The 22,642-nt window shown below is 60.6% G+C and carries 6 protein-coding genes and 1 pseudogene; 3 read left to right on the top strand and 4 right to left on the bottom strand.

The window, feature by feature from the left end:
* Window positions 1-281 precede the first annotated feature (281 nt).
* Both ACMWL8_RS23785 and ACMWL8_RS23790 read right to left on the bottom strand, forming a co-directional pair.
* Window positions 282-15,935 (bottom strand): annotated as a pseudogene (locus tag ACMWL8_RS23785) (Ig-like domain-containing protein); the annotation flags it as partial.
* A 121-nt stretch (window positions 15,936-16,056) separates the two neighbouring features.
* Entirely contained in the window at window positions 16,057-17,394 is a 1,338-nt protein-coding gene (locus ACMWL8_RS23790) for a TolC family outer membrane protein (RefSeq protein ID WP_041910078.1), read from the bottom strand.
* Window positions 17,395-18,110: 716 nt separating this feature from the next.
* Here ACMWL8_RS23790 and ACMWL8_RS23795 point away from each other — a divergent pair.
* Together ACMWL8_RS23795 and ACMWL8_RS23800 are read left to right on the top strand one after the other, a co-directional pair.
* Entirely contained in the window at window positions 18,111-18,854 is a 744-nt protein-coding gene (locus ACMWL8_RS23795; protein WP_045260473.1) for a DeoR/GlpR family DNA-binding transcription regulator, read from the top strand.
* Window positions 18,855-18,867: 13 nt separating this feature from the next.
* On the top strand, window positions 18,868-19,935 hold the full coding sequence (locus ACMWL8_RS23800; protein ID WP_045260472.1) for an oxidoreductase: 1,068 nt from the start codon (window positions 18,868-18,870) through the stop codon (window positions 19,933-19,935).
* Between the two features lie 44 nt (window positions 19,936-19,979).
* Here the strand turns inward: ACMWL8_RS23800 and cybB are convergent, their stop codons facing one another.
* Window positions 19,980-20,510: a cytochrome b561 gene (gene cybB, locus ACMWL8_RS23805; protein WP_045260471.1), complete on the bottom strand. Its 531-nt coding sequence runs from the start codon at window positions 20,508-20,510 to the stop codon at window positions 19,980-19,982.
* Window positions 20,511-20,699: 189 nt separating this feature from the next.
* Between cybB and gap the strand changes: the two genes are divergently transcribed.
* Window positions 20,700-21,701: a type I glyceraldehyde-3-phosphate dehydrogenase gene (gene gap, locus ACMWL8_RS23810; protein ID WP_028013079.1), complete on the top strand. Its 1,002-nt coding sequence runs from the start codon at window positions 20,700-20,702 to the stop codon at window positions 21,699-21,701.
* 83 nt (window positions 21,702-21,784) lie between these two features.
* Here the strand turns inward: gap and ACMWL8_RS23815 are convergent.
* On the bottom strand, window positions 21,785-22,642 hold an 858-nt coding region (locus tag ACMWL8_RS23815), incomplete at its 5' end, for a DDE-type integrase/transposase/recombinase (RefSeq protein ID WP_414751617.1).

Consider the following 22,642-nt stretch of genomic DNA (forward strand, 5'->3'; position numbering starts at 1 on the left):
GAGTTGTTGCTGTTCCCCGCCGTGGTCGCCCAGTCGGTATTCACCGAGGTGGTATCAATCACCAGGCTGCCGGTCGCCGTACCGGTGGTATTGCCGTTCCCCGCGCTGCTCTTCACCTGCGCCGTCACGCTGTAGCCCGCCACGCTCAGGGCATCGCCGTCCGGGATCTGCAGGTACCAGGTATTGTGATCCGGGTCGACTACCACGGCACCACCCGTCTGGGAGGTGTAGGTTTTCCCGTTCACCGTCACCACCAGGTATTCACCGTTCACCAGGTCGGCGGAGACGGTACCGCTGACGATTGGGGTGGTATCCGACGTGGTCTGGGCGGTAATCGCCGCCGTGGTGGTCGGGATACTGGTATCAACGTTCAGCACGAAGCCGTCAGATTCCGTGTAGTTACCGGCTTTGTCGGTCACACGCACGATGTACGTGTGGTTGCCATCGCTCAGGCCGTTATCCTGGAAGGACCAGCTTGCGCTGCCGTTCATGGTCACCTGACCGAGCAGAACGCCGTCGCGGTATAGCTGGACGATCTCGCCGTCTTCAGGAGCGCGGTTGAGCGTACCGTTGATCAGCGGCGCGTTATCGTCCGTGGCTACCGCACTGCCAAAGGTGCCCTGACGCTCGCCTTCACCGTCGGTATAGCTCACTACCGTGCCTACCGTAGCTGGCGGCGTGGTGTCCACCGTCACCACCTGAGAGGCGGTGGAGCCGACGTTGCCCGCCTGGTCGATAATCCGCACCTGCCAGGTGTAGTCTCCGTCAGGCAGAACGCGGGTATCGGTGTAGCTCCAGCGCTGGTTGGTGACCGTGGCATCAATCCAGGTGTTTCCGCCGTCGAGGCTGATCTGCACCCTCTCGTCGCTCGCCAGCGCGCTGCCCAGCGAGCCGTTGATGGTCAGGGTGGTGTCCATAGTGATGAAATCACTCCCGGACTGCCCGGTATCATCGCTGATGCTGTCGATGGTGATGCCGTACTGCGGCGCCTGGGTATCCACCGTCACGGTCTGGGTGGTAGTGGCACCGACGTTGCCCGCCTGATCGACTACCCGCACCTGATAGCTGTAATCCCCGTCGGCCAGAGTGCGCGTGTCGTTATAGCGCCACTGGGTACCGCTTACCGTGGCATACACCCAGGTGCTGCCGCCGTCCATGCTCACCTGCACGTACTCACCCGCCCCTAACTCTGCGCCAAGCGTGCCATGCAGCGTGTACGAGGTCGAACTGGTCAGGAAGTCGTTATTGTCGAAGCCAGTATCCACGGTGATGTTATCCACCGTCACCGTAATCGCCGCATCCGGGGCGACCGTATCGACGGTCACCTGCTGATGGGCGCTGGCGCCCACGTTGCCCGCCGCATCCACCACGCGCACGTAGTAGTCATAGGTCTGGTTACCCAGCGTACGTCCGTCTACGTAGTACCAGCTGTTGCCGGTGACAATCACGTTCTGCCAGGTGACGCCGCCGTCGATGCTGATCTGGGCATACTCGCCGTCGGCCAGCGTCGCGCCGAGCGAGCCGTGCAGCGTCAGGGACGTATCGTTGGTGATAAAGTCGCTGCTGCTCAGGCCGGTATCGTCGCTGATGCTGTCGATAGCGATCGTTTTGCTGGCGTCCGGCGCAACCGTATCAATCGTCACGACCTGGCTGGCGGTGGCGCTGATGTTGCCCGCGTCGTCAATCACGCGCAGCTGGTAGTTGTAATCCCCGTCGGCCAGCGTACGACCGTCCACGTAGGTCCAGGTCAGACCGCTCACGCTGACGTCGGTCCAGGTCACGCCGCCGTCGAGGCTGATCTGCGCGTGGTCGCCGCTGCCCAGCGCCGCGCCGAGCGTCCCTTTCAGGCTGATCTGGTTGTCGCTGGTGATAAAGTCGCTGCCGGACAGGCCGGTATCCTGGGTGACGGAATCCACGGTAATGGTCGTTGCCGCAGGCTTCGTCAGATCAATTACCACGTCCTGGCTGTCCGTTGCCCCCACGTTGCCCGCGCTATCGATCACCCGCACCTGGTACTGATACGTACCGTCCGTCAGGGTGCGGCCATCGGTGTAGCGCCACGTGGTGCCGGTCACCGTCAGGTCAATCCAGGTGGTGCCGCCGTCGAGGCTGATCTGCGCCTTCTCGTTATTGCCGAGCTGCGCGGTCAGGGAGCCGTTGACCACTACCTGCTTATCGTTGGTGATGAAATCCGTCGCGCTCAGGCCGGTGTCGTTTTGCAGCGAATCAATGCTGATGCCCATCGACGGCGCGGTGAGATCGACGGTGACGGTGTGGTTATCGCTGCCGCTGTTGCCGATGGCGTTGCTGACCTGCGCCTTAATCACGTACGAACCGCCGTCTGCCAGCGCGGTGACGTCTGCGCTGCCCACCGTGTAGCTCCAGGTGCCGTCATTCTGCACGGTCGCCGCGTAGGTTTTGCCGTTCAGGGTGATGGTCACCGTCTGGCCCGCAGGCGCGTCGGTGGTGCCGCTGACGACCAGCGGCGTGCCGTGTTCGGCCGCGTTGACGATATCGTCCTGCGCGAAGGTGTTAATGGTGATGGTTGGGACATCGCCGTTCAGCGTCACGTCATGCGTTGCGCTACCCGGATTGCCCGCCCTGTCGCTTACCGACGCGGTAATGGTGTAATCCCCGTCGCTCAGGCCGAGGAAATCACGCCCCGGCACGAAGACCGACCACGTTCCGTCCGCCCCGACGGTCGCCTGATAGCTGTGCCCGCTGAAGGAAACGGTCACCGTCTGGCCCTGTTCTGCCGTGGTGGTGCCGCGGATGGTCTGACCCGCCAGCTGCTCCGCGTTGTTGACGATATCGTCATCCGCCACGGTGCTGATGGTCACGGTCGGCGCAGCGGTATCCACCGTTAAGGTGTGCGTGGTCTGGCCGCCGTTACCGGCTTTGTCGTTGACCGACGCGGTGACCGTCAGCGCCCCCTGGCTCAGGATAGCCAGATCTGCCGCCGGCACATCGAGCGTCCAGGTGCCGTCGCTGCCCACCAGCGCAGTGTAGGTTTTGCCGCCCAGCGTCACGGTGACGGTCTGGCCCGCCTCCGCGCTGGACGATCCGTGTACCGTCAGCGGCTGCTGCGCTTCCAGCGCGTTCAGCATGTCGTCACCCGACAGTGTCGCAATGCTCACGACAGGCGCGGTGGTATCCACGCTGATGCCGTGCGTCGCCGAGGCGCTGTTGCCCGCGCTGTCCTGCGCCGACACGGATACCTGATAGCTCGCGCCATCGGCCAGGGCACCCACGTCAGCGGCCGGAACGGTGGTCGTCCAGCTGCCGTCGTTCTTGATGGTGGCCGTATAGGTCTTGCCGTTCAGCGTCACGGTGACCTGCGTCCCGCTGGCGAACTGGGCGCTGGAGCCGTTAATCACCAGCGAACTACCCGCTTCTGCCGCGTTGATGACGTCGTCACCGCTGAGGGTGTTCACCGTCAGCGCCACGGAAGCCGTATTCACCACCACATCGTGGGTCTGGGTGCTGCTGTTGCCCGCGCTGTCGGTAATGGTCGCGCTAATGGTCACGGTGCCGTCGGTCAGGGCAGAAATCACGCTGGCCGGAACGCCCACGCTCCAGTTGCCGCTGGCGTCAACGGTGGTGGTGTACTGGTTTGAACCGATGGTGATGACCAGCTTATCGCCGACGCTCGCGCCGGTTGCCGTTCCGCTCACGATCTGCGCCTGCCCGTGCTCCACGCTGTTGATGACGTCATCGCCCGCCACAGCCTTAAAGCTGACGGACGGCGGTGTGGTATCAAGCGTAATCGCTTTGCCCGCGCTGCCCGGGTTACCCGCGGCGTCGCTCACGCTGACCTGCAGGGTGTAACCGTTATCGGCCAGTGCGGAGAGGTCAGTGCCCGGTACGTTGACGCTCCAGATACCGCCCTGCTGCACCTGAGCGCTATAGCTCTTGCCGCCCAGCGTCACGGTGACCGTCTGCCCGGCTTCCGCCGTGGTGGTGCCGGAGATGGTCACGCCCGCAGCCGCTTCGCTGCCGTTAATCACGTTATCACCTGCCACCGTATCAATCGTCACGGTCGGCGCGGTCGCATCCACGCTGTACTCGCGGCCTGCCGTCGCGCTGTTGCCGTGCACGTTGGTGACGCTCACCTGCACGCTGGCGTCGCCGTCCTTCAGGCCCGCGAGATCCGCGGAAGGCACGGTGGCCGTCCAGTTGCCGTCGGCATCCACTTTCGCGGTGTAGGTTTTGCCGCCGAAGGCGATTGTGACGGTCTGGTTTTCCTCCACGTTCGAGGTGCTGCCCGAGAGCACCAGATCCGCGCCTTTCTCCGCCGCGTTAATCACGTCGTCGGTGGCGATCGCATCGATGCTGATCGCCACGGCCGCCAGATCGACGGTGACGTCGTGACTGATGGAGACCGGGTTGCCCGCGCTGCTCTGGCCTGCCACGGTGACGGTCACCGCGCCTGCTGCCAGGGCACCCACGTCTGCGGCCGGGATCGCCGCGCTCCAGGTACCGTTCGCCAGCACGGAGGCCGCATAGGTTTTGCCGTTAACGGTCACGGTGAGCGTGGTGCCCGCCGCCAGCCCGTCGCTGGAACCGGTGACGATCAGGTTCTGTCCGTGCTCGATGCTGTTGATCACATCATCGCCCGCCACGGTATTAATACGCAGTCCCGGCAGGCTGGCGTCTATAACGATTTCGCGCTCGCCCGCGCCGGTATTACCGTGGCCGTTGGTGACGGTCGCCGACACAGTCAAATCGCCGTTGCCCAAGGCCGTCAGGACGGACTCCGGCACGCTCACGGACCAGGTCAGATCGCTCTGCACCGTCGCGGTGTAGCTGTTGCCGCCGATGTTCACCGTCACCGTGTTACCGGCTTCCGCGTTCGCCACCTTACCGGTGATGGTCTGGCCTGCCGCCACTTCTGCCGCGTTGATGACGTTATCACCCGCCACGGTGTTGATGGTGACGGTCGGCAGCGCGGTGTCGACCAGCAGGTTCGCCGTATTGCTGACGCTATTGCCCACGCCGTTGGTCGCGGCTGCGCTCAGGGTGTAATTCGCTTCGCCCAGACCCGCCAGATCCGCCGTCGGAACCGTCAGGCTCCAGGTGCCGTCTGCGGCGGTCGTTGCAGTGTAGCTTTTTCCGTTGAGGGTCACGGTCACGAGGGTGCCTTCCGCGAGGTTGGCGCTGGTGCCGCTGACGCTTAGTTCCTGACCTTTTTCCACCGCGTTCAGGACGTTATCGCCGCTGATGGCGTTAAAGCCCACGGACGGCAGCCCGGTGTCCACGGTGACGTTATGGCTGCCGCTGCCGGTGTTGCCCGCCGCGTCGGTAACAGACGCAATGACGGTCACGGTGCCGTCGCTGAGGCCGGAAATCACGCTGGCCGGGACGCCCACGCTCCAGTTACCTGCTGCGTCCAGCACGGTGGTGTAAGTCTGGCCGCCGATGGTCACGGTGACCTTATCGCCCGCTGCCGCGCCGGTGGCGGTGCCGCTGATAATCTGCGCCTGACCGTGCTCGGCGACGTTAATCACGTCGTCGCCCGCCACGGCGTTGATGGTGACTGCAGGGACGGTCACGTCCACCGTCAGGTTATGGTTTACGGATGCCGGGTTGCCCGCCTTGTCACTGACCGATGCGGTAATGGTGACGCTGCCGTCGCTGAGCGACGCCAGATCCGCCGCCGGAACGTCCAGCGTCCAGCTGCCGTCCGCGCCGACGGTTGTGGTGTAGTCCTTGCCGTTCAGCGACACGGTCACGGTCTGGCCCGCTTCGGCGGTGCTGGTGCCGGAAACCGTCAGGTCAGACTGCGCTTCCGTGGCGTTCAGGATGTCGTCAGTCGCCATCGTATTAATGGTAACGGATGGCGCGGTGGCATCCACGCTGTACTCGCGGCCCGCAGAGGCGCTGTTGCCGTTGACGTTGGTGACGCTTACCTGCACGCTGGCGTCACCGTCCTTCAGGCCCGCCAGATCCGCAGCCGGCACGGTATAGGTCCAGTTGCCGTCTGCTTCTACAGTAGTGGTGTAGATTTTACCGTTCAGGCTCAGGGTGACGGTCTGCCCGGCTTCCACGTTGGTGGTCGCGCCGGACAGCACCAGATCCGCCCCTTTCTCCGCCGCGCTGATCACGTCGTCGGTGGCAATGGCGTTGATGCTGATGGCAACGGTAGCCAGATCGACGGTCACGTCGTGGCTGATGGTAATCGGGTTACCCGCCGCGCTGTCGCCGGTAACGCTGATTTTCACGGTGCCTTCCGGCCACGCGCTCACGTCCGCAGACGGAACCGCCGCGCTCCAGGTGCCGTCCGCCAGCACCGTCGCCGCATAGTCTTTGCCGTTCACGGTAACGGTCAGCGTAGTGCCCGCCGCCAGCCCGTCGCTGGAGCCGGTGACGATCAGGTTCTGCGCATGCTCAATGCTGTTGACCACGTCGTCGCCCGCCACGGTATTCACGCGCAGGCCCGGCAGGTTAGCGTCGATCGCGATCTCACGCTCGCCGCTGCCGATGTTGCCGTGGCCGTTGGTGACGGTTGCCGTCACGCTCAGGCTGCCGTTGCCGAGTGCGGTCAGCACATCAGACGGCACGTTCACGGACCAGCTCAGATCGTTCTGCACCGTTGCGGTATAGCTGTTGCCGCCAACGGTCACGGTTACGGTGTTGCCCGCTTCGGCATTCGCCACGGTACCGCTCAGGGTCTGGCCTGCCGCCACTTCCGCCGCGTTGATAACGTTATCGCCCGCCACGGTGTTGATGGTGACGGTCGGCAGCGCGGTGTCGACCAGCAGGTTCGCAGCGCTGCTCACGCTGTTGCCCACGCCGTTGGTGGCGGCCGCATTGAGGGTGTAACTGGCCTGACCGAGACCGACCAGATCCGCAGCCGGAACCGTCAGGCTCCAGGTGCCGTCCGCAGCGGTCGTTGCGGTGTAGTTTTTACCGTTCAGGGTCACGGTCACCAGGGTGCCTTCCGCCAGGTTGGCGCTGGTGCCGCTGACGCTCAGATCCTGTCCTTTTTCCACCGCATTCAGAACGTTATCGCCGCTGATGGCGTTAAAGCCCACGGACGGCAGCCCGGTATCGACGGTCACGTTATGGGTGCCGCTGCCGGTGTTGCCCGCCGCGTCGGTAACAGACGCAGTGACGGTCACGGTGCCGTCGCTGAGGCCAGAAATCACGCTCGCCGGGACGCCCACGCTCCAGTTGCCCGCCGCGTCCAGCACGGTGGTGTAAGTCTGGCCGCCGATGGTCACGGTGACCTTATCGCCCGCTGCCGCGCCGGTGGCGGTGCCGCTGATAATCTGCGCCTGACCGTGCTCGGCGACGTTAATCACGTCGTCGCCCGCCACGGCGTTGATGGTGACCGCAGGTACGGTCACGTCCACCGTCAGGTTATGGTTTACGGATGCCGGGTTTCCCGCCTTGTCGCTCACGCTCGCGGTAACGGTGACGCTGCCGTCATTAAGCGCCGCCAGATCCGCCGCCGGAACGTTCAGCGTCCAGCTGCCGTCCGCGCCGACGGTTGTGGTGTAGTCTTTGCCGTTCAGCGTCACGGTCACGGTCTGGCCCGCTTCGGCGGTGCTGCTGCCGGAAATCGCCAGGTCAGACTGCGCTTCCGTGGCGTTCAGAATGTCGTCGGTCGCCATCGTATTAATGGTGACGGATGGCGCGGTGGCATCCACGCTGTACTCGCGGCCCGCAGAGGCGCTGTTGCCGTTGACGTTAGTGACGCTTACCTGCACGCTGGCGTCACCGTCCTTCAGGCCCGCCAGATCCGCAGCCGGCACCGTGGCTGTCCACTTACCCGCCGCGTCCACCGTGGCGGTGTAATTCTTGCCGCCGAAGGTGATGGTGACGGTTTGATTTTCCTCCACGTTTGAGGTGGTGCCGGAGAGCTCCAGATCCGCCCCTTTCTCCGCCGCGTTAATCACGTCGTCGGTGGCAATGGCGTCGATGCTGATAGCGACGTTCGCCAGATCCACCGTCACATGGTGGCTGATGGAAACCGGATTGCCCGCGCTGCTCTGGCCCTCAACGGTCACGGTGACCGTGCCCGCTGCCAGGGCACTTACGTCCGCAGAAGGGAGAGCCGCGCTCCATGTACCGTCCGCCAGTACCGTCGCGGGATAGGTTTTGCCGTTGACGGTAACGGTCAGCGCCGTGCCTGCGCTCAGGCCATTGCTGGAACCGGTGATAATCAGGTTCTGTCCGTGTTCGATGCTGTTGATCACGTCGTCGCCCGCCACGGTGTCCACGCGCAGACCCGGCAGGCTGGCGTCTATCGCGATCTCACGCTCGCCGCTGCCGCTGTTGCCCACGCCGTTCGTCACGCTGGCGGTTACAGTCAGATCGCCGTTGCCCAGCGCCGTCAGGACCGATTCCGGTACATCGACGGACCAGGTCAGATCGCTCTGTACCGTTGCGGTGTAGCTGTTGCCGCCAATCGTTACGGTCACGGTGTTGCCCGCCTCGGCATTCACCACCTTACCGCTAATGGTCTGGCCGGCAGCCAGCTCCGCCGCGTTAATCACGTCGTCACCGGCGACGGTGTTGATAATCACCCCCGGCAGAACGGACTCCACGTTGACGGTGTGCGAGGTGCTGGTGCCGTTGCCGACGCTGTCCGTTGCGGAGGCAGTGACGGTGTAAAGCGCTTCACCCAGCTGCCCCACTTCGCTCGCCGGAACCGTCGTGGACCATTGGCCGTTGGCCTCAACCGTGGCGCTGTAGGCTTTGCCGTTGAGCATAACGGTCACCACCGCGCCCGCCGCCAGTCCGGAAGCCGTACCGGTGATGGTCAGATCCTGCGTTTTCTCGCTGCTGTTGATCACATCGTCACCGGAGACGGTGTCGATGGTCAGCACCGGCGCGCTCAGGTTGACTTCCACCTCGCGCGTCGAGCTGTTGCTGTTTCCGGCTTTGTCGGTCAGCGCCGCGGTGATGGTGTAATCCCCGGCGGTCAGGGCACCGACGTCCGTCGCAGGCACGCCCACGCTCCAGTTGCCGGACGCATCCAGCGTCGCCGTGTAATCTTTGTTATTGATGGTGACGGTCACCACGTCGCCCGCCGCCGCGCCGGTCACTGAGCCGGTAACGATCAGAGCCTGCCCGTGCTCGGCGCTGTTGATCACGTCGTCATCGGAAACGGTGTTGATGGTCAGCTGTGGCACGGTGGTATCGACCAGCACATCGCGAGCCGCGGAGGCCGGGTTGCCCGCTTTGTCCGACACGGCGGCGCTGACGGTATAGTTCCCGTCGGTAATCGCGCCCACATCAGCAGAAGGCACGGTCACGCTCCAGCTGCCGTTTGCCTGCACGGTGGTGGTGTAATCCACGCCGTTCAGCGTGACGGTCACGGTCTGGCCCGCTTCGGCGTTAGAGACGCCGTTGACGACCAGATCCTGCTGCGCTTCGGCGGCATTGATGATGTTGTTGTCGCTGACGATTTCGATGGAGACCGTCGGCGCGGTGGCGTCCACGCCGTACTCGCGTCCCGCCGAGGCGCTGTTGCCGTTCACGTTGGTGACGCTCACCTGCACGCTGGCGTCGCCATCCTTCAGGCCAGCCAGATCTGCCGACGGCACGGTCGCCGTCCAGTTGCCGCTGGCATCCACTTTCGCCGTGTAGGACTTGCCGCCGAACGTGATGTAAACCGTCTGGTTCGCTTCCACGTTGCTGGTGGAACCTGAAAGCACCAGATCTGCGCCTTTTTCTGCCGCATTAATCACGTCGTCGGTAGCAATCGCGTCAATGCTGATAGCAACCGTCGCCAGATCGACCTTCACGTCGTGGCTGATGGAGACCGGGTTGCCTGCCGCGCTATTTCCCTCGACCTTCACGGTGACCGTGCCTGCGCCGAACGCGCTGACGTCTGCCGCCGGAATGGCCGCCGTCCAGGTACCGTCTGCCAGCACCGTGGCCGCGTAGGTTTTGCCGTTGACGATCACGCTCAGCGCCGCGCCCGCTGCCAGGCCGTCGCTGGAGCCGGTAATAATCAGGTTTTGCGCATGCTCAATGCTGTTAATCACGTCGTCGCCCGCCACGGTATCGACGCGCAGGCCCGGCAGATTGGCGTCGATGGTGATGTCGCGCTCGCCGAAGCCGGTGTTGCCGTGGCCGTTAGTGACGCTGGCTGACACCGTCAGTTCGCCGTTACCGATGGCGGTTAAGACCGTGGACGGCACGTTGACCGACCAACTCAGATCGTCCTGAACCGTCGCGGTATACGTATTGCCGCCAATTGAAAGGGTGACAGTGTCACCGCTCGCCGCGCCGCTCACCTTCCCGCTCAGGGTTTGTCCGGAAGCGACTTCCGCCGCGTTAATCACGTCATCGATGGCGATTGCGTTAATGGTGACCTGCGGCAACGCGCTGTCGACCAGCACGCTATGGCTGGCGTTCGCGCCGTTGCCTGCGCTATCGGTCACGCTTGCCGTGACGGTATAGCTCGCTTCGCCCAGCGCAGAGACGTTCGCCGCCGGAACGGTCACGCTCCAGCCGCCGCTGGCGTTGGTGGTCGCGGCGTAGCTGATGCCATTCAGGATCACCGTGATGGCTGTACCTTCCGGCTGGTTGCTGGTGCCCGAAATCAGCAGATCCTGGCCTTTCTCGACCGCGTTAATCACGTCGTCAATCGCCAGGGTATTGATGGCAATCTCCGGCGCGGCCAGGGAGACGTCAAATTCATGCGTGGCGGTGGTGCTGTTACCCGCTTTGTCAGTGAGGGTCGCGGTAATCGTCTGGTCGCCGTTAGCCAGCGCGCCCACGTCTGCCGCCGGAACGCCCACGCTCCAGCTTCCGGACGCGTCCAGCATCGAGGTGTAGTCTTTGCCGTTCAGGGTGACGGTAATGACGTCACCCGCCTGCGCGCCCGTGACCTTGCCGGAGACGATCAGCGCCTGGCCGTGCTCGGCAATATTCACAATATCGTCGCCCGCGACGATGTTGAAACTAATCTGCGGTACGGTGGTATCCACCAGCACGGAGGCATCCGCGCTGGCCGGGTTGCCGGCTTTGTCGGACACGGTCGCCGTGACCGCCGCGCTGCCGTCGGTGATGCCCGCCAGATCGGCTGCCGGCACCTCCAGCGTCCAGCTGCCGTCGGCCTGCACCTGCGCGGTGTACTGGTTGCCGTTGAAGGTTACGGTAACCGTCTGGCCTGCTTCGGCAGTGGACGTCCCGCTCAGGGTCAGATCCTGCGCTGCCTCAGCCGCGTTCAGCATGTTATCGCCGCTGATGGTATTGATGGTCACCGTTGGCGCGGCGGTATCGACGCTGAACTCCTGCGCAGACGACGCCGCGTTGCCGTTCAGGTTGCTCACGCTGACCTGCACGCTGGCGTCACCGTCCTTCAGTCCGCTCAAATCGGCTGCCGGTACGGTGTACGTCCAGTCGCCGTTGGCGTTCACCGTCGTGGTGTAGGTTTTACCCGCAAAGGTGATGGTGACGGTCTGGCCCGCTTCTACGTTTGCGGAGGAGCCGGAAAGCACCAGATCCTGACCTTTTTCTGCCGCGTTGAGCACGTTGTCCGCGGTCACGCTGTTGATGCTGACGGCGACCGGCGCGAGATCGACGTCCACGACGGTGCCGATAGTCACCGGGTTGCCGGAAGGGTCCTGCGCGCTTGCCTTGATATCCAGCGAACCGTCCGCCCACTGGGACACGTCCGCTGCCGGAACCGCCGCCTGCCAGGTACCGTCCGCCAGTACGGTTGCGGAATAGATCTTACCGTTAATGGTCACCGTGACGGTGCTGCCCGCTGCCAGATCGGTGCTTGAACCGGAAACAATCAGGTTCTGAGCGTGCTCAATGACGTTAATGACGTCATCACCCGCCACGGTATCAATACGCAGGCCCGGCAGTTGGGCGTCGATGGTAAAGTCCAGCGAAGACGAACCGGTGTTGCCGTGTGCGTTGGTGACGCTGGCCGATACGGTCAGTTCGCCGTTGCCGAGCGCGGTTAACTGGCTCTCGGTTAACGGCAGGCTCCATGAGAGATCGTCCTGCACGGTAGCGGTGTATGTCTGACCGCCGAGGATAATCGTGACGGTATCGCCCGATGCCGCGTTAGAGACCTTCCCGGTCAGGGTTTGCCCTGCGGTGACTTCCGCCGCGTTGACGATATTGTCGGTCGCGAAGGTGTTGATAGTGACTACCGGCAACGCGCTGTCCACCAGCACATCGTGCGAGGTTGAGGCGCTGTTGCCCACATTATCGGTAACGCTTGCCGTCACGGTGTAATTGGCTTCGCCCAGCGCGCTCACCGCAGAGGCGGGCACGGTGACGCTCCAGCTGCCGCTGGCGTTAGTGGTGGCGGTGTAGTTGATACCGTTCAGGTTTACGGTGATGGTGGTCCCTTCCGGCTGGTTGCTGGTACCGGAAAGCAGCAGATCTTCGCCCTTCTCTGCCGCATTGATCACGTCATCTACGGCCAGCGTGTTAATACCGATAACAGGCGTCACGGTATTCACCACCACATCCAGAGAACTGCTGCCGGTGTTGCCGGAGCGATCGGTCACGGAGACGTTAATGGTCCAGGTGCCGTCCGTCAGCCCCTGAACGACGGATGCAGGCAGGCCGAGGCTCCAGTTGCCCGCCGCGTCCACCGCGGTGGTGTAGTCCACGTTATTAATAGTGATGGTGACCAAATCGCCCGCCGCCGCGCCGGTGACGGAGCCGCTCAGGATCTGCGCCTGAGAATGGGCCAGCTGGTTAACGGTGTTGGTGTCGGTGACAAAGTCATTAATGGTCACCTGCGGCACGGTGGCATCCACCAGCCCAACGCGGTCCGCACTGCTGCTGTTACCTGCCACGTCGCTGACGGAGGCCGTCACGGTGACAGTGCCGTCTGCCAGCGCGCCAACGTCGGCGGCAGGCACGTTCAGCGTCCAGGTGCCGTCAGCTTGTACGGTAGTTTGATAGTTTTTGCCGTTCAGCGTCACGGTGACCGTCTGGCCCGCTTCAGCGGTTGTGCTGCCGCTGAGCACCAGATCCTGCTGCGCTTCTGCCGCATTGATGATGTTGTCGTCGGTCAGATTATCGAGCGTAATGGTCGGCGGCTGCGTATCGACGGTCACCACGCGTGAGGCGTCCGCGCTGTTGCCGCTGACGTTGGTCACGCTGACGCTTACCTGCGCCCGCCCGTCAATCAGCGTTTCCATGGCGTTCGCCGGGACGGTCAGGCTCCAGGAGCCATCCTGCTGCACCTGCGCGGTAAAAGTCTGGTCGGCAAATTTCACCACCACGGTTTGCCCTGCCTCCACGCCCTGCGTCTGGCCGGAAAGGGTTAAATCGCTCCCTTTTTCTGCCGCGTTCAGCAGGTCATCGCCGGAGACGGTATCAATGGTGACCGCCACGGCGTTGAGATCGAGTTCAATCGGGTGTTCAGCCGCAACGGTGTTGCCCCAGGCATCTTCTGCGCTGACGCTGACCGTCATACCTCCGGCCGTCCAGGCCTGCAAATCCGCAGCAGGAACGCCAATGCTCCAGCCGCCGCTGGCGGTCACCACGGCCTGATAGTCGACGTTGTTGATGGTGACGACAATCGGCGTACCTGCGGCCAGATGGGTGCTGGCGCCGGTGACGGTCAGATCCTGCTGCTGCTCGATGGCGTTGATTACGTCATCGCCGGAAATGGTGTTTACGCGCAGACCCGGCAGTTCCGCGTTGATATTGATATCGCGCTCGCCGGTGCCGGTATTACCGTGCCCGTTGGTCACGGAGGCGGTAAAGGTCAAATCCCCGTCGCCGAACGCCTGAAGATCCGCTGAAGGGATTGTGACCTTCCAGGTCAGATCGCTGCCCACCGTGGCGCTGTAACTCTTACCGCCAACGGTAACAGACACCGTATCGCCCGCCGCCGCGCCGGTAACGCGGCCACTGAGGGTTTGGTCCACGCCCGCTTCGGCGTTATTAACCAGGTTATCCCCCGCAAAGGTGTTAATGATCACCTTCGGCAGCACGGTATCGACCAGCAGATTCGCCTCTGCGGAGCCGCTGTTACCCACGCTGTCGGTGCCGCTGACGCTGACGCTATAGAGGGTGTTCGCCAGATTCAGGACGTCGGATACCGGCACCTGAACCGCCCAAATACCGTTTTCGACGGTCGCCTGATAGCTGACGTTGTTCAGCGTCACGGTAACGGCGCTGCCGTCCGGCAGGTTGCTGGTGCCGCTCAGGCTCAGCGGCTGCATCGCCTCCCGGGCATTCAGCACGTTGTCCTGGCTGATGGCGTCAATCGTAAATTCCGGCGGGTTGCCGCTCAGCGCAATGCCGTGCGTGGCGCTACCGGTGTTCCCCGCTGCGTCGGTGACGGAGACGGCAAGGGTGTGGTTGCCCTCACCCAGCGCGCCGACGACGGAGGCAGGAACGCCCACGCTCCAGCTGCCGTCTGCCTGTACGACGCCGGTGAAGGTCTGACCGCCAACGGTCACGGTGACGACATCGCCTGCCGCCGCGCCGCTCGCCTGCCCGGAAATAATCTGCGCCTGTCCCTGCTCGCTGGTGTTGAGGATATCGTCGCCCGCGACGGTGTTGATGGTGACGACCGGCGCGTTGGTATCTACCGTGAAATCCGCGGTCACGGACGAGCCGTTGCCTGCTTTGTCGCTGACGTTCACCGTCAGGCTGTGGTGACCCTCATTAAGGGCCTGCACCTCGCTGGCCGCCAGCGTGACGGACCAGGTGCCGTCGCTGCCCACCGTGGCGTTATAATTTTTGCCGTTCAGCGTCACGGTCACAATCTGCCCGGCTTCCGCGTTGGTTTTACCACTCAGCGTCAGCGGCTGGTTGTGCTCAGCGGCATTAATGATGTTGTCCTGCGCGAGCGTATCGACGGAGAGCGTTGGCGCAACGGTATCCACGCCAATCGTCTGGCTTCCGCTCACGGTGTTACCCGCCGCGTCTTTGCCGCTGACGCTGACGGTCCAGGTACCGTCGCTGAGCGCCTGCGCGTCTACCGCAGGCACGTTAACGCTCCACGCGCCGTCTGCTCCCACCTGAGCGGCGTAGGTTTTGCCGTTCAGCGTTACGGAAACGTCGGTTCCCTGCGCCAGATGCTGGCTGCTGCCGGACAGCGTAAAGCCTGCGGACTGTTCGCTGGCGTTAATCACGTTGTCACCCGCCGTTGTCGCCAGCGTAAGCGTGGCCTCGGACGTAGAAACGGTCACGGTGATGTTGCCCGCTGACGTGGTTTTACTGCCGTCGATCTGCACCACCGACCAGGTGTGCTCTCCGTCGGCCTGGGTCGGGAGTTTTACCGTCCAGGTGCCGTCTTTACCGACCATCGCGCTGGCGATGGTGCTGCCGGTGCCGTCTTTAATCTGGATGGTCGCGCCCGGCTGACCGGTACCGCTGAAGGTCGGCGCGTTATCGTCCGTGAGGGCGTTTGCGCTCAGCACTCCCTGCTTGTCGCCCACCTTGTCCGACAGCAGGAAGGTCGGCGTGGCGCTTTCCACTTCTTTGGTGTTATCAATGACTTTCGTTTTGGTTTCGCCGTCACCGCCGTGGGCCAGCAGTGCGCCGATAGCACCGCCGCCTAACGCCGCCCCTGCAATCCAGCCCCACGGGGCATCGCTCAGGGCGCTTCCCTGCTCCAGGAAGGGTTCAATGCTGCTAATGGGTGTGGCCTGCGCGGTTAATTCAGTCGCGGCAACGCCTGACGCTTCCCCGGCATCGGCAAAAGAGAGATGAGTCAGTTCCTGCCCGTCGTTGAACACCAGCTCTGACTGATGTTGGGTTTCAGGATCTTCAACAAAATAGTTATTGCAGCGAATAACACTGCCGTCCTTCATATAAATGAGAAGGTCTTTACCCTGGCGGACATAACGCACCACGTCCTGAGCAGAGCCCTGAATTTCAATCACGCTAGGCGATGAAATAGAGACCGACAGATTTCCTTCGCCGGTTAATTTCGTTTTCTCCGCCGTTTTGCGAATGATGACATCAACAACCTTTACGTTACTCATATTCCTCTCCTTGCAGGTGTACGGATCCCTGTGGATATATCCACCAGACGGATGTAACTATCCCTGGGAAAAAACACCCATTATTTTCAAACTTATTTCGTGCAGCTATGCGTAGCTTTTGTTAACTCAAATCGGGTAATTTTGCGGCAGCGTTTTTCTCTATTCCAATAAGCGGCATTAAATTATCAACCGCGGAAGCATAATTAATTGCCGAACTCCAGCCATCATACTCGGCGATTATTTTCGCCGACGTGGCCTGCCAGACATCCTGCTCAACGCTGAGCAAATCATTAATGCTCCGCTTGCTCAGGGTGTATTCATTTTTATAAACCTCGCGGGCCCGCAGCGCATTTTCCAGCTGCCGCTTCCCGGCCTCCATTCTTCCCCGTGCGCCGGTCCAGTCAGCTTGCGCGACGGAGGCCTTTTGCAGCACGTCGAAACGCGCCTGATCGACCTGAGAGGACGCCATCGCTCGGGCGCCCTCAGCCTGACGCACGCGTGCGGATACCGCGCCGCCCTGATAAAGCGGTGCGTCAATATTGAGCTGGATCTGGTCGTCCCAGTATGAGCGGTTGTCCGACTCGTAACGCGTGCGTCCCCCCTTCAGGCTCAGGGTTGGCCAGTGCTGGGACTTCGCCGTTTCAACACCATACTGGGCCGAACGTTCCATATTCTGCGCGGCCATTACCGCCGGTATTAACGAATAATCAATGCGGTTGAGCGAATCCGGCTCAACGGCGAGGTTTGCGGGTACCGGCGAATAATGATCTGCCTGCATTCCGGTTAATACCGCGAGCCTTGCGCGGGCGCTGTTCAACGCGGCGTTATACTGCGCCACCGTCGCCTGCATGCCGGCAATACGCGTGCGGGTCTGGAGTTCATCGGAGGTGGAACTCACGCCCGCATCGGCGCGCAGTTTTGCCAGCTGCTCCACATTTTTCAGTGCCTGAACATTCTCTTTTGCCGCCTGTAGCAGGTCGGAATAACGTTTGACCTCCACGTAGCCGAGCGCCGTTTTTTCCGCCACGTCAGAAAGCGTGCTCATCAGCTGGTAGCGGTAGCTATCGCGCTGGGCGGAAGACTGGCTGATGCTATTGTTAGTCTTGCCAAAATCGTATATCAGCTGGGTCAGGCTCACTCCCCAGGCCGCAGAGTTCTTCAGCGAACCGCTGGAATCGGTGGTCTGGCTATGCCCCGTACTCCCGTTCAACGCTATTTGCGGCATCCAGCCGCTGCGCGCCTCGTCTATTTGCGCCTGACCAATACCTAACTGCGCGGCCTGCTGGCTAATTGACGGATCGCGATCGATAGCGAAAAGAATACTTTCCTTTAAGGTCGTCGTTGCCATCGGGGCAATACCTACCGCGCCACTATTGGCATAAGCCGTATTTAGGGCTAATGAAATTAACGCCAGCGTAGCTATAAATTGGCGTGAAACAGGCTTGCGTAATATCGTCATTTTATCTCCCTGACTCTGAGTGATACTCAAGCAATTACCCAAAAAGAGGTACAGATAATTAGACAAATATCTTATTTAACTTCCTCGCTAAATTTCAGGTAAAGCTCCCCATACCCATTTCCGATGGAGATGAGATCCGCCTTTGTCTTATTAAATTTAAGAAATTACTTATTTCATAAGTTGATTTGCAGCATAACAAAATGTGGTATAGGCCACTACACCCACAATGTTAATGAGGTGTTACATATAAGAAAAAACATGGGGTTTCTGGACAAAACTCCGAAAGTAGCCTTTCAGATGAAACATCAAAACACACTGTAATTTAAGGAAAATTCTTAATCTCCTCTGCGCACATTTTTGCGTTAATTTCTGAGCGGGTCAGACACAAAGATTTTCAAAGAAGTGTCAACTTAAGTAAGAGCCATCGATTTGTTGGAAAATAATTCCAATAAAAAACATAAATCAGAAATTAAATGCTTTATATTAATTACATATCAGCACATTCCACCAATTAATGATAATGCATTGGTTACATAACCCAAATCGTTGATTAAAACATAACATTAACACTGTGGTTAACATTCAGAACGGCTTAATGATATCCGCTTAATATAATTCCAATAATTAAACATCAACCTGGTTTACGATACTCCTTCCTTCTGCGTCAAAATGCTGTATTATGCGATTTATTGCGACATTTTGCAGGATTGCTGCCCATGCACAAAACCGCACGTCAACGCTATGTCCTTGATATTCTCAGTGAACAAGGTCAGGCCAGCATTACCGAACTGGCAGAAAAGCTACAGGTTTCGGCGGATACCGTTCGTCGGGATCTGACCGTTCTGGAAAATCAGGGGCTTGCCCAGAAGAATCACGGTGGGGCTATTGCTTTGAATCTTTCGGCCATGAATCGTAAGGGCCGCAATACCCTGCTGCCGGAAACCAAGCAGCGCCTGGGGAAACAGGTTGCGCAGGCGGTTCCGCCGGGTTCCACCCTGTTTCTGGATGCCGGCAGTACGGTGATGGCCGTCGCCACTTATCTGCAGGGGCCTCACACCGTGATCACTACCTCGCTGGATATCGCCCAGCATTTTAGCGACCGGGAAGACATTGAGCTTATTCTGCTCGGTGGAAAATGGGACCCGAAGCAGCGCCTGTTTGCCGGCAGCGCCACGTTGTCTCTGCTGTCACGCTATCGGGCTGATATCGCCATTCTCGGTGCGTGCGCCCTTCATGCCGAACTCGGTTTGAGTGCCGGTAAAGAAGCGGATGCCGAGGTGAAACGCGCGATGCTCGCCGCAAGCCATGCGCACTGGATTGTTGCCGATCACCTGAAAGTTAACCGCTGCGAGCCGTATCTGGTCTCCGGGCTCACCGATATTCATCAACTCTTTTTAGATCGTCCCTGGCCTGAGCTTGGGGACCCTGGCGCATTACGGGTCACGGTGTGCGCGCAATAACGTGGAGAAGGTCATGAGTAAAGTTCAAACAATCAACATTGCGCTGATCGGGTATGGTTTTGTCGGTAAAACCTTCCATGCCCCGCTGATCCAGTCCGTGGACGGGCTCAAGCTGGCGGTGGTCTCTTCCCGTGATGAAGAGAAAGTGAAGCGCGATCTTCCGGATGTGCTGGTGGTAGCCACGCCCGAAGAAGCCATTCAACATCCTGATGTCGACCTGGTGGTCATTGCCTCCCCTAACGCCACCCACGCGCCGCTGGCGACGCTGGCCCTGAACTCGGGAAAACACGTGGTCGTGGATAAGCCTTTCACCCTGGATATGCAGGAAGCCCGGGACCTGATTGCCCTGGCGGATGAAAAGCAGCTTCTGCTCTCCGTTTTCCATAACCGCCGCTGGGACAGCGATTTCCTCGGCATTAAGCAGATTATTGAGCAAGGCACGGTTGGCAAGGTTAAGCATCTGGAGTCGCATATTGACCGCTTCCGCCCGGAAGTGCGCGTGCGCTGGCGGGAGCAGAACGTCCCCGGCAGCGGTCTGTGGTTTGACCTGGGCCCTCACCTGATCGACCAGACGCTTCAGCTGTTTGGCCTGCCAGAGTCTGTTCAGGGAAATATCGCCACGCTGCGCGACGGTGCAGAGGTTAACGACTGGGCGCACGTGGTCCTCAATTACCCGGATCATAAGGTGGTTCTGCACGCCAGCATGCTGGTGGCTGGCGGTACGGCGCGCTTTACCGTTCACGGGGACAAAGGCAGCGTGGTGAAAGCCAGAATCGATCAGCAGGAAGCGCAGCTGCTGGCTGGCGTAATCCCCGGCAGCGACGCCTGGGGCGAAGACGACGACAGCATGGTGTTCTTCGGAGCTGATGGTAAACCCCAAACGATTGCCACGCCAAAGGGCGATCAGCGGCAGTACTACATCAACGTGCGGGATGCGATGCTCGGGAAGATCACCAATCCCGTTCACCCTGTCGAGGCGTTAGCGGTCATGGCTGTTCTGGAAGCGGCGGTGAAATCGTCAGAGACGGGGTCAACGCAGACGCTGGCGTTAACTGATGAAGAGTGTGCTCTTCTGGGTTAAAAAACAAGCCGGGTGGCGCTGCGCCGCCCGGCACGAGTTAATGACTACTGACGCTTATTCGGCATCATGCGCAAAAGAGTATTATCTTTCCAGAAGTAGTGGTGCATCAGCGCCGCAAAGGCGTGCAGACCAATCACGAAATAGCCCAGGTTTGCCAGCGTAACGTGCCACTCCTTCAGCACATCCACCAGGTCAAAATTCCCCTCCTCCGCGTGAGGCATCGCCAGACCGAAGGCGAACCAGTCGTTTCCACGGTTATACATCATCACGATGCCAATCAGCGGCAGCGCAATAAACAGCAGATAGACGATCAGATGCCCAAGGTGGGACATCCCGGTAATCATCGCTTTGGGTTTAGGCTGAATGGGCGGTGCGGGAAACTTCAGGCGGATCAGCAATCTCGCCACCATCAGCACCAGAACCGAGATGCCGCAGGAGACGTGGATCATGTTAATAAGCGGTCGGTCGGAACGCGGGAAAAAGCCTCTGAATTCCATCGCGCAGTAGGCGACGACGATTAACAAAAACACCAGCCAGTGAATCGTGATTTGCAGGCTTGTATATTTAGTGCGCATGGGATTTCCTGAAAAAAAACAGTCACCGCGCCAACATAATCTCCTTTCCTTAAAAATTCATTAACTTTTCTGTATGGTTTTTCAAATACTTCCCCTCGCATGAAGCATCTTCAATTGCTGCCCTGCCCGTGATGGTCTAAGCCTGGATGAGTTCAAACTGTCGTATCGACACGTTCACAGGAGAACACCATGAGTAAAATTGGCATTAACGGATTTGGACGCATTGGACGCCTTGTGCTGCGCCGCCTTCTTGAAACCCAGGACAGTAATACCGTCGTCGCCATCAACGACCTCACCTCCCCGAAAGTCCTGGCCTACCTGCTCAGGCATGATTCCAACTACGGTGGCTTCCCCTGGAGCGTGGACTTCACCGAGGATGCGCTGATTGTCGACGGTAAAACCATCGCGGTGTACGCCGAAAAAGAGGCAAAGCACATTCCGTGGAAAGCCGCGGGCGTGGATATCGTCGTGGAGTGCACCGGCTTTTATACCTCAGAAGAAAAATCGCGGGCGCACCTGGACGCCGGTGCGAAGAAAGTTCTGATTTCGGCGCCCGCGGGTGAGATGAAGACCATCGTCTATAGCGTGAATGACGATACCATTGACGCCAGTGATACCATTATTTCCGTCGCGTCCTGCACCACCAACTGCCTCGCCCCGCTGGCAAAAGCCCTGAACGACGCGTTTGAAATTAAAGTGGGCACCATGACCACCATTCATGCCTATACCGGCACCCAGGCGCTGGTGGATGGCCCGCGCGGGAAAGATCTGCGTGCCTCGCGGGCGGCGGCAGAAAATATTATTCCGCATACCACCGGTGCGGCGAAAGCCATCGGCCTGGTGATCCCCGCGCTCAGCGGCAAACTAAAGGGTCACGCCCAGCGCGTGCCGGTGAAAACCGGATCGGTAACCGAGCTGGTAGCGATTCTGGGTAAAAAGGTGACGGTCGAGGAGATCAACGCCGCGTTGAAAAAGGCGACCCAGGGGAATAAATCGTTCGGGTATACCGATGACGAGATTGTGTCGTCAGATGTGATTGGCTCGCACTATGGTTCGGTGTTTGACGCCACGCAGACGGAGGTGTCAGAAGCGGGAGACCTGCAGTTGGTGAAAGCCGTTGCCTGGTATGACAACGAGTATGGGTTTGTAACGCAGCTCGTGCGGACGCTGGATAAGTTTGCGGCGCTGTGATTCTCCCCGCACCCTAACCCTCTCCCCAATTGTACAGTCCGGGGACATGCTAGACAGGTGTTCGGGGACATGGTGAACACTTTTTAACATCCTTTACCCATGGTGATCGACTTTTTCTTCAGGTCGATCACCCCCACTTTCGTGCTGTACCACCACACTTCATAGCAGCCGTCATCCTGCGTCTCCCTCAGCCCGACCCGTTCTCCCCTGAACGCCTTGCCTGCGCTCAGACTGACACCCTGTATGCTCAGCTTTCCGCTGACATCCACTTTCCTGACCTTCACCCCTTCATCGTATTCAGGTGGCGTTACGCTGCCGCTGTACTGCCGCGCTGACGGCTGATACCGCGAGCCCGGTACCGCCATATCCAGCGCCTCGTGCGGGCGTTCAAGGTTGTAGACCGTCCGCCAGTGGTCGAAGGCGCGCTGCAGCTCTCCGCTGTCCGCGAACCATTTGCCCTGCAGCACTTCCGACTTCAGGCTGCGGTGAAAACGCTCCAGCTTGCCCTGCGTCTGCGGATGGTAAGGCCGGGAATGGCCCACCCGGATACCGTGGCGCATCAGCCACAGCTCCAGCGCCGTCCAGGTGCCGGTGGTGTCGCCCCACGGTGAGCCGTTGTCCATCGTCATCCTGTCCGGCAGGCCGTAACGCTCAAACACGCTGACCAGCTGCTGCTGCACGGTCCCGCGCCGTTCATCGGTACAGTGCGCCAGGCACAGGGAAAAACGGGAGTGGTCGTCCAGCAGGGTGAGCGGATGGCAGCGGCCACCGCCAAAGGGAAAGTGGCCCTTAAAATCCATCTGCCAGAGCCGGTTCGGCGCGTCGTGTTCGAAGCGTCCCGTAGCCGGAACGCCCGGTGATGCGCCCGGCAGCAGACCGTGACGGGCCATCAGGTGATGGACGGTGCTGAAGGCGGGCATACGGTGCCCCTGGTCTTCAAG

The organism is Enterobacter sp. 04-C-12-SI-ECC (assembly GCF_047530715.1).
Classification (GTDB): domain Bacteria; phylum Pseudomonadota; class Gammaproteobacteria; order Enterobacterales; family Enterobacteriaceae; genus Enterobacter; species Enterobacter bugandensis.

Bases quoted from the DNA above. Each gene is read 5' to 3' on its own strand.
- ACMWL8_RS23790 (WP_041910078.1), bottom strand. From the start codon at position 17,394: ATGACGATATTACGCAAGCCTGTTTCACGCCAATTTATAGCTACGCTG.
- ACMWL8_RS23795 (WP_045260473.1), top strand. From the start codon at position 18,111: ATGCACAAAACCGCACGTCAACGCTATGTCCTTGATATTCTCAGTGAA.
- ACMWL8_RS23800 (WP_045260472.1), top strand. From the start codon at position 18,868: ATGAGTAAAGTTCAAACAATCAACATTGCGCTGATCGGGTATGGTTTT.
- cybB (WP_045260471.1), bottom strand. From the start codon at position 20,510: ATGCGCACTAAATATACAAGCCTGCAAATCACGATTCACTGGCTGGTG.
- gap (WP_028013079.1), top strand. From the start codon at position 20,700: ATGAGTAAAATTGGCATTAACGGATTTGGACGCATTGGACGCCTTGTG.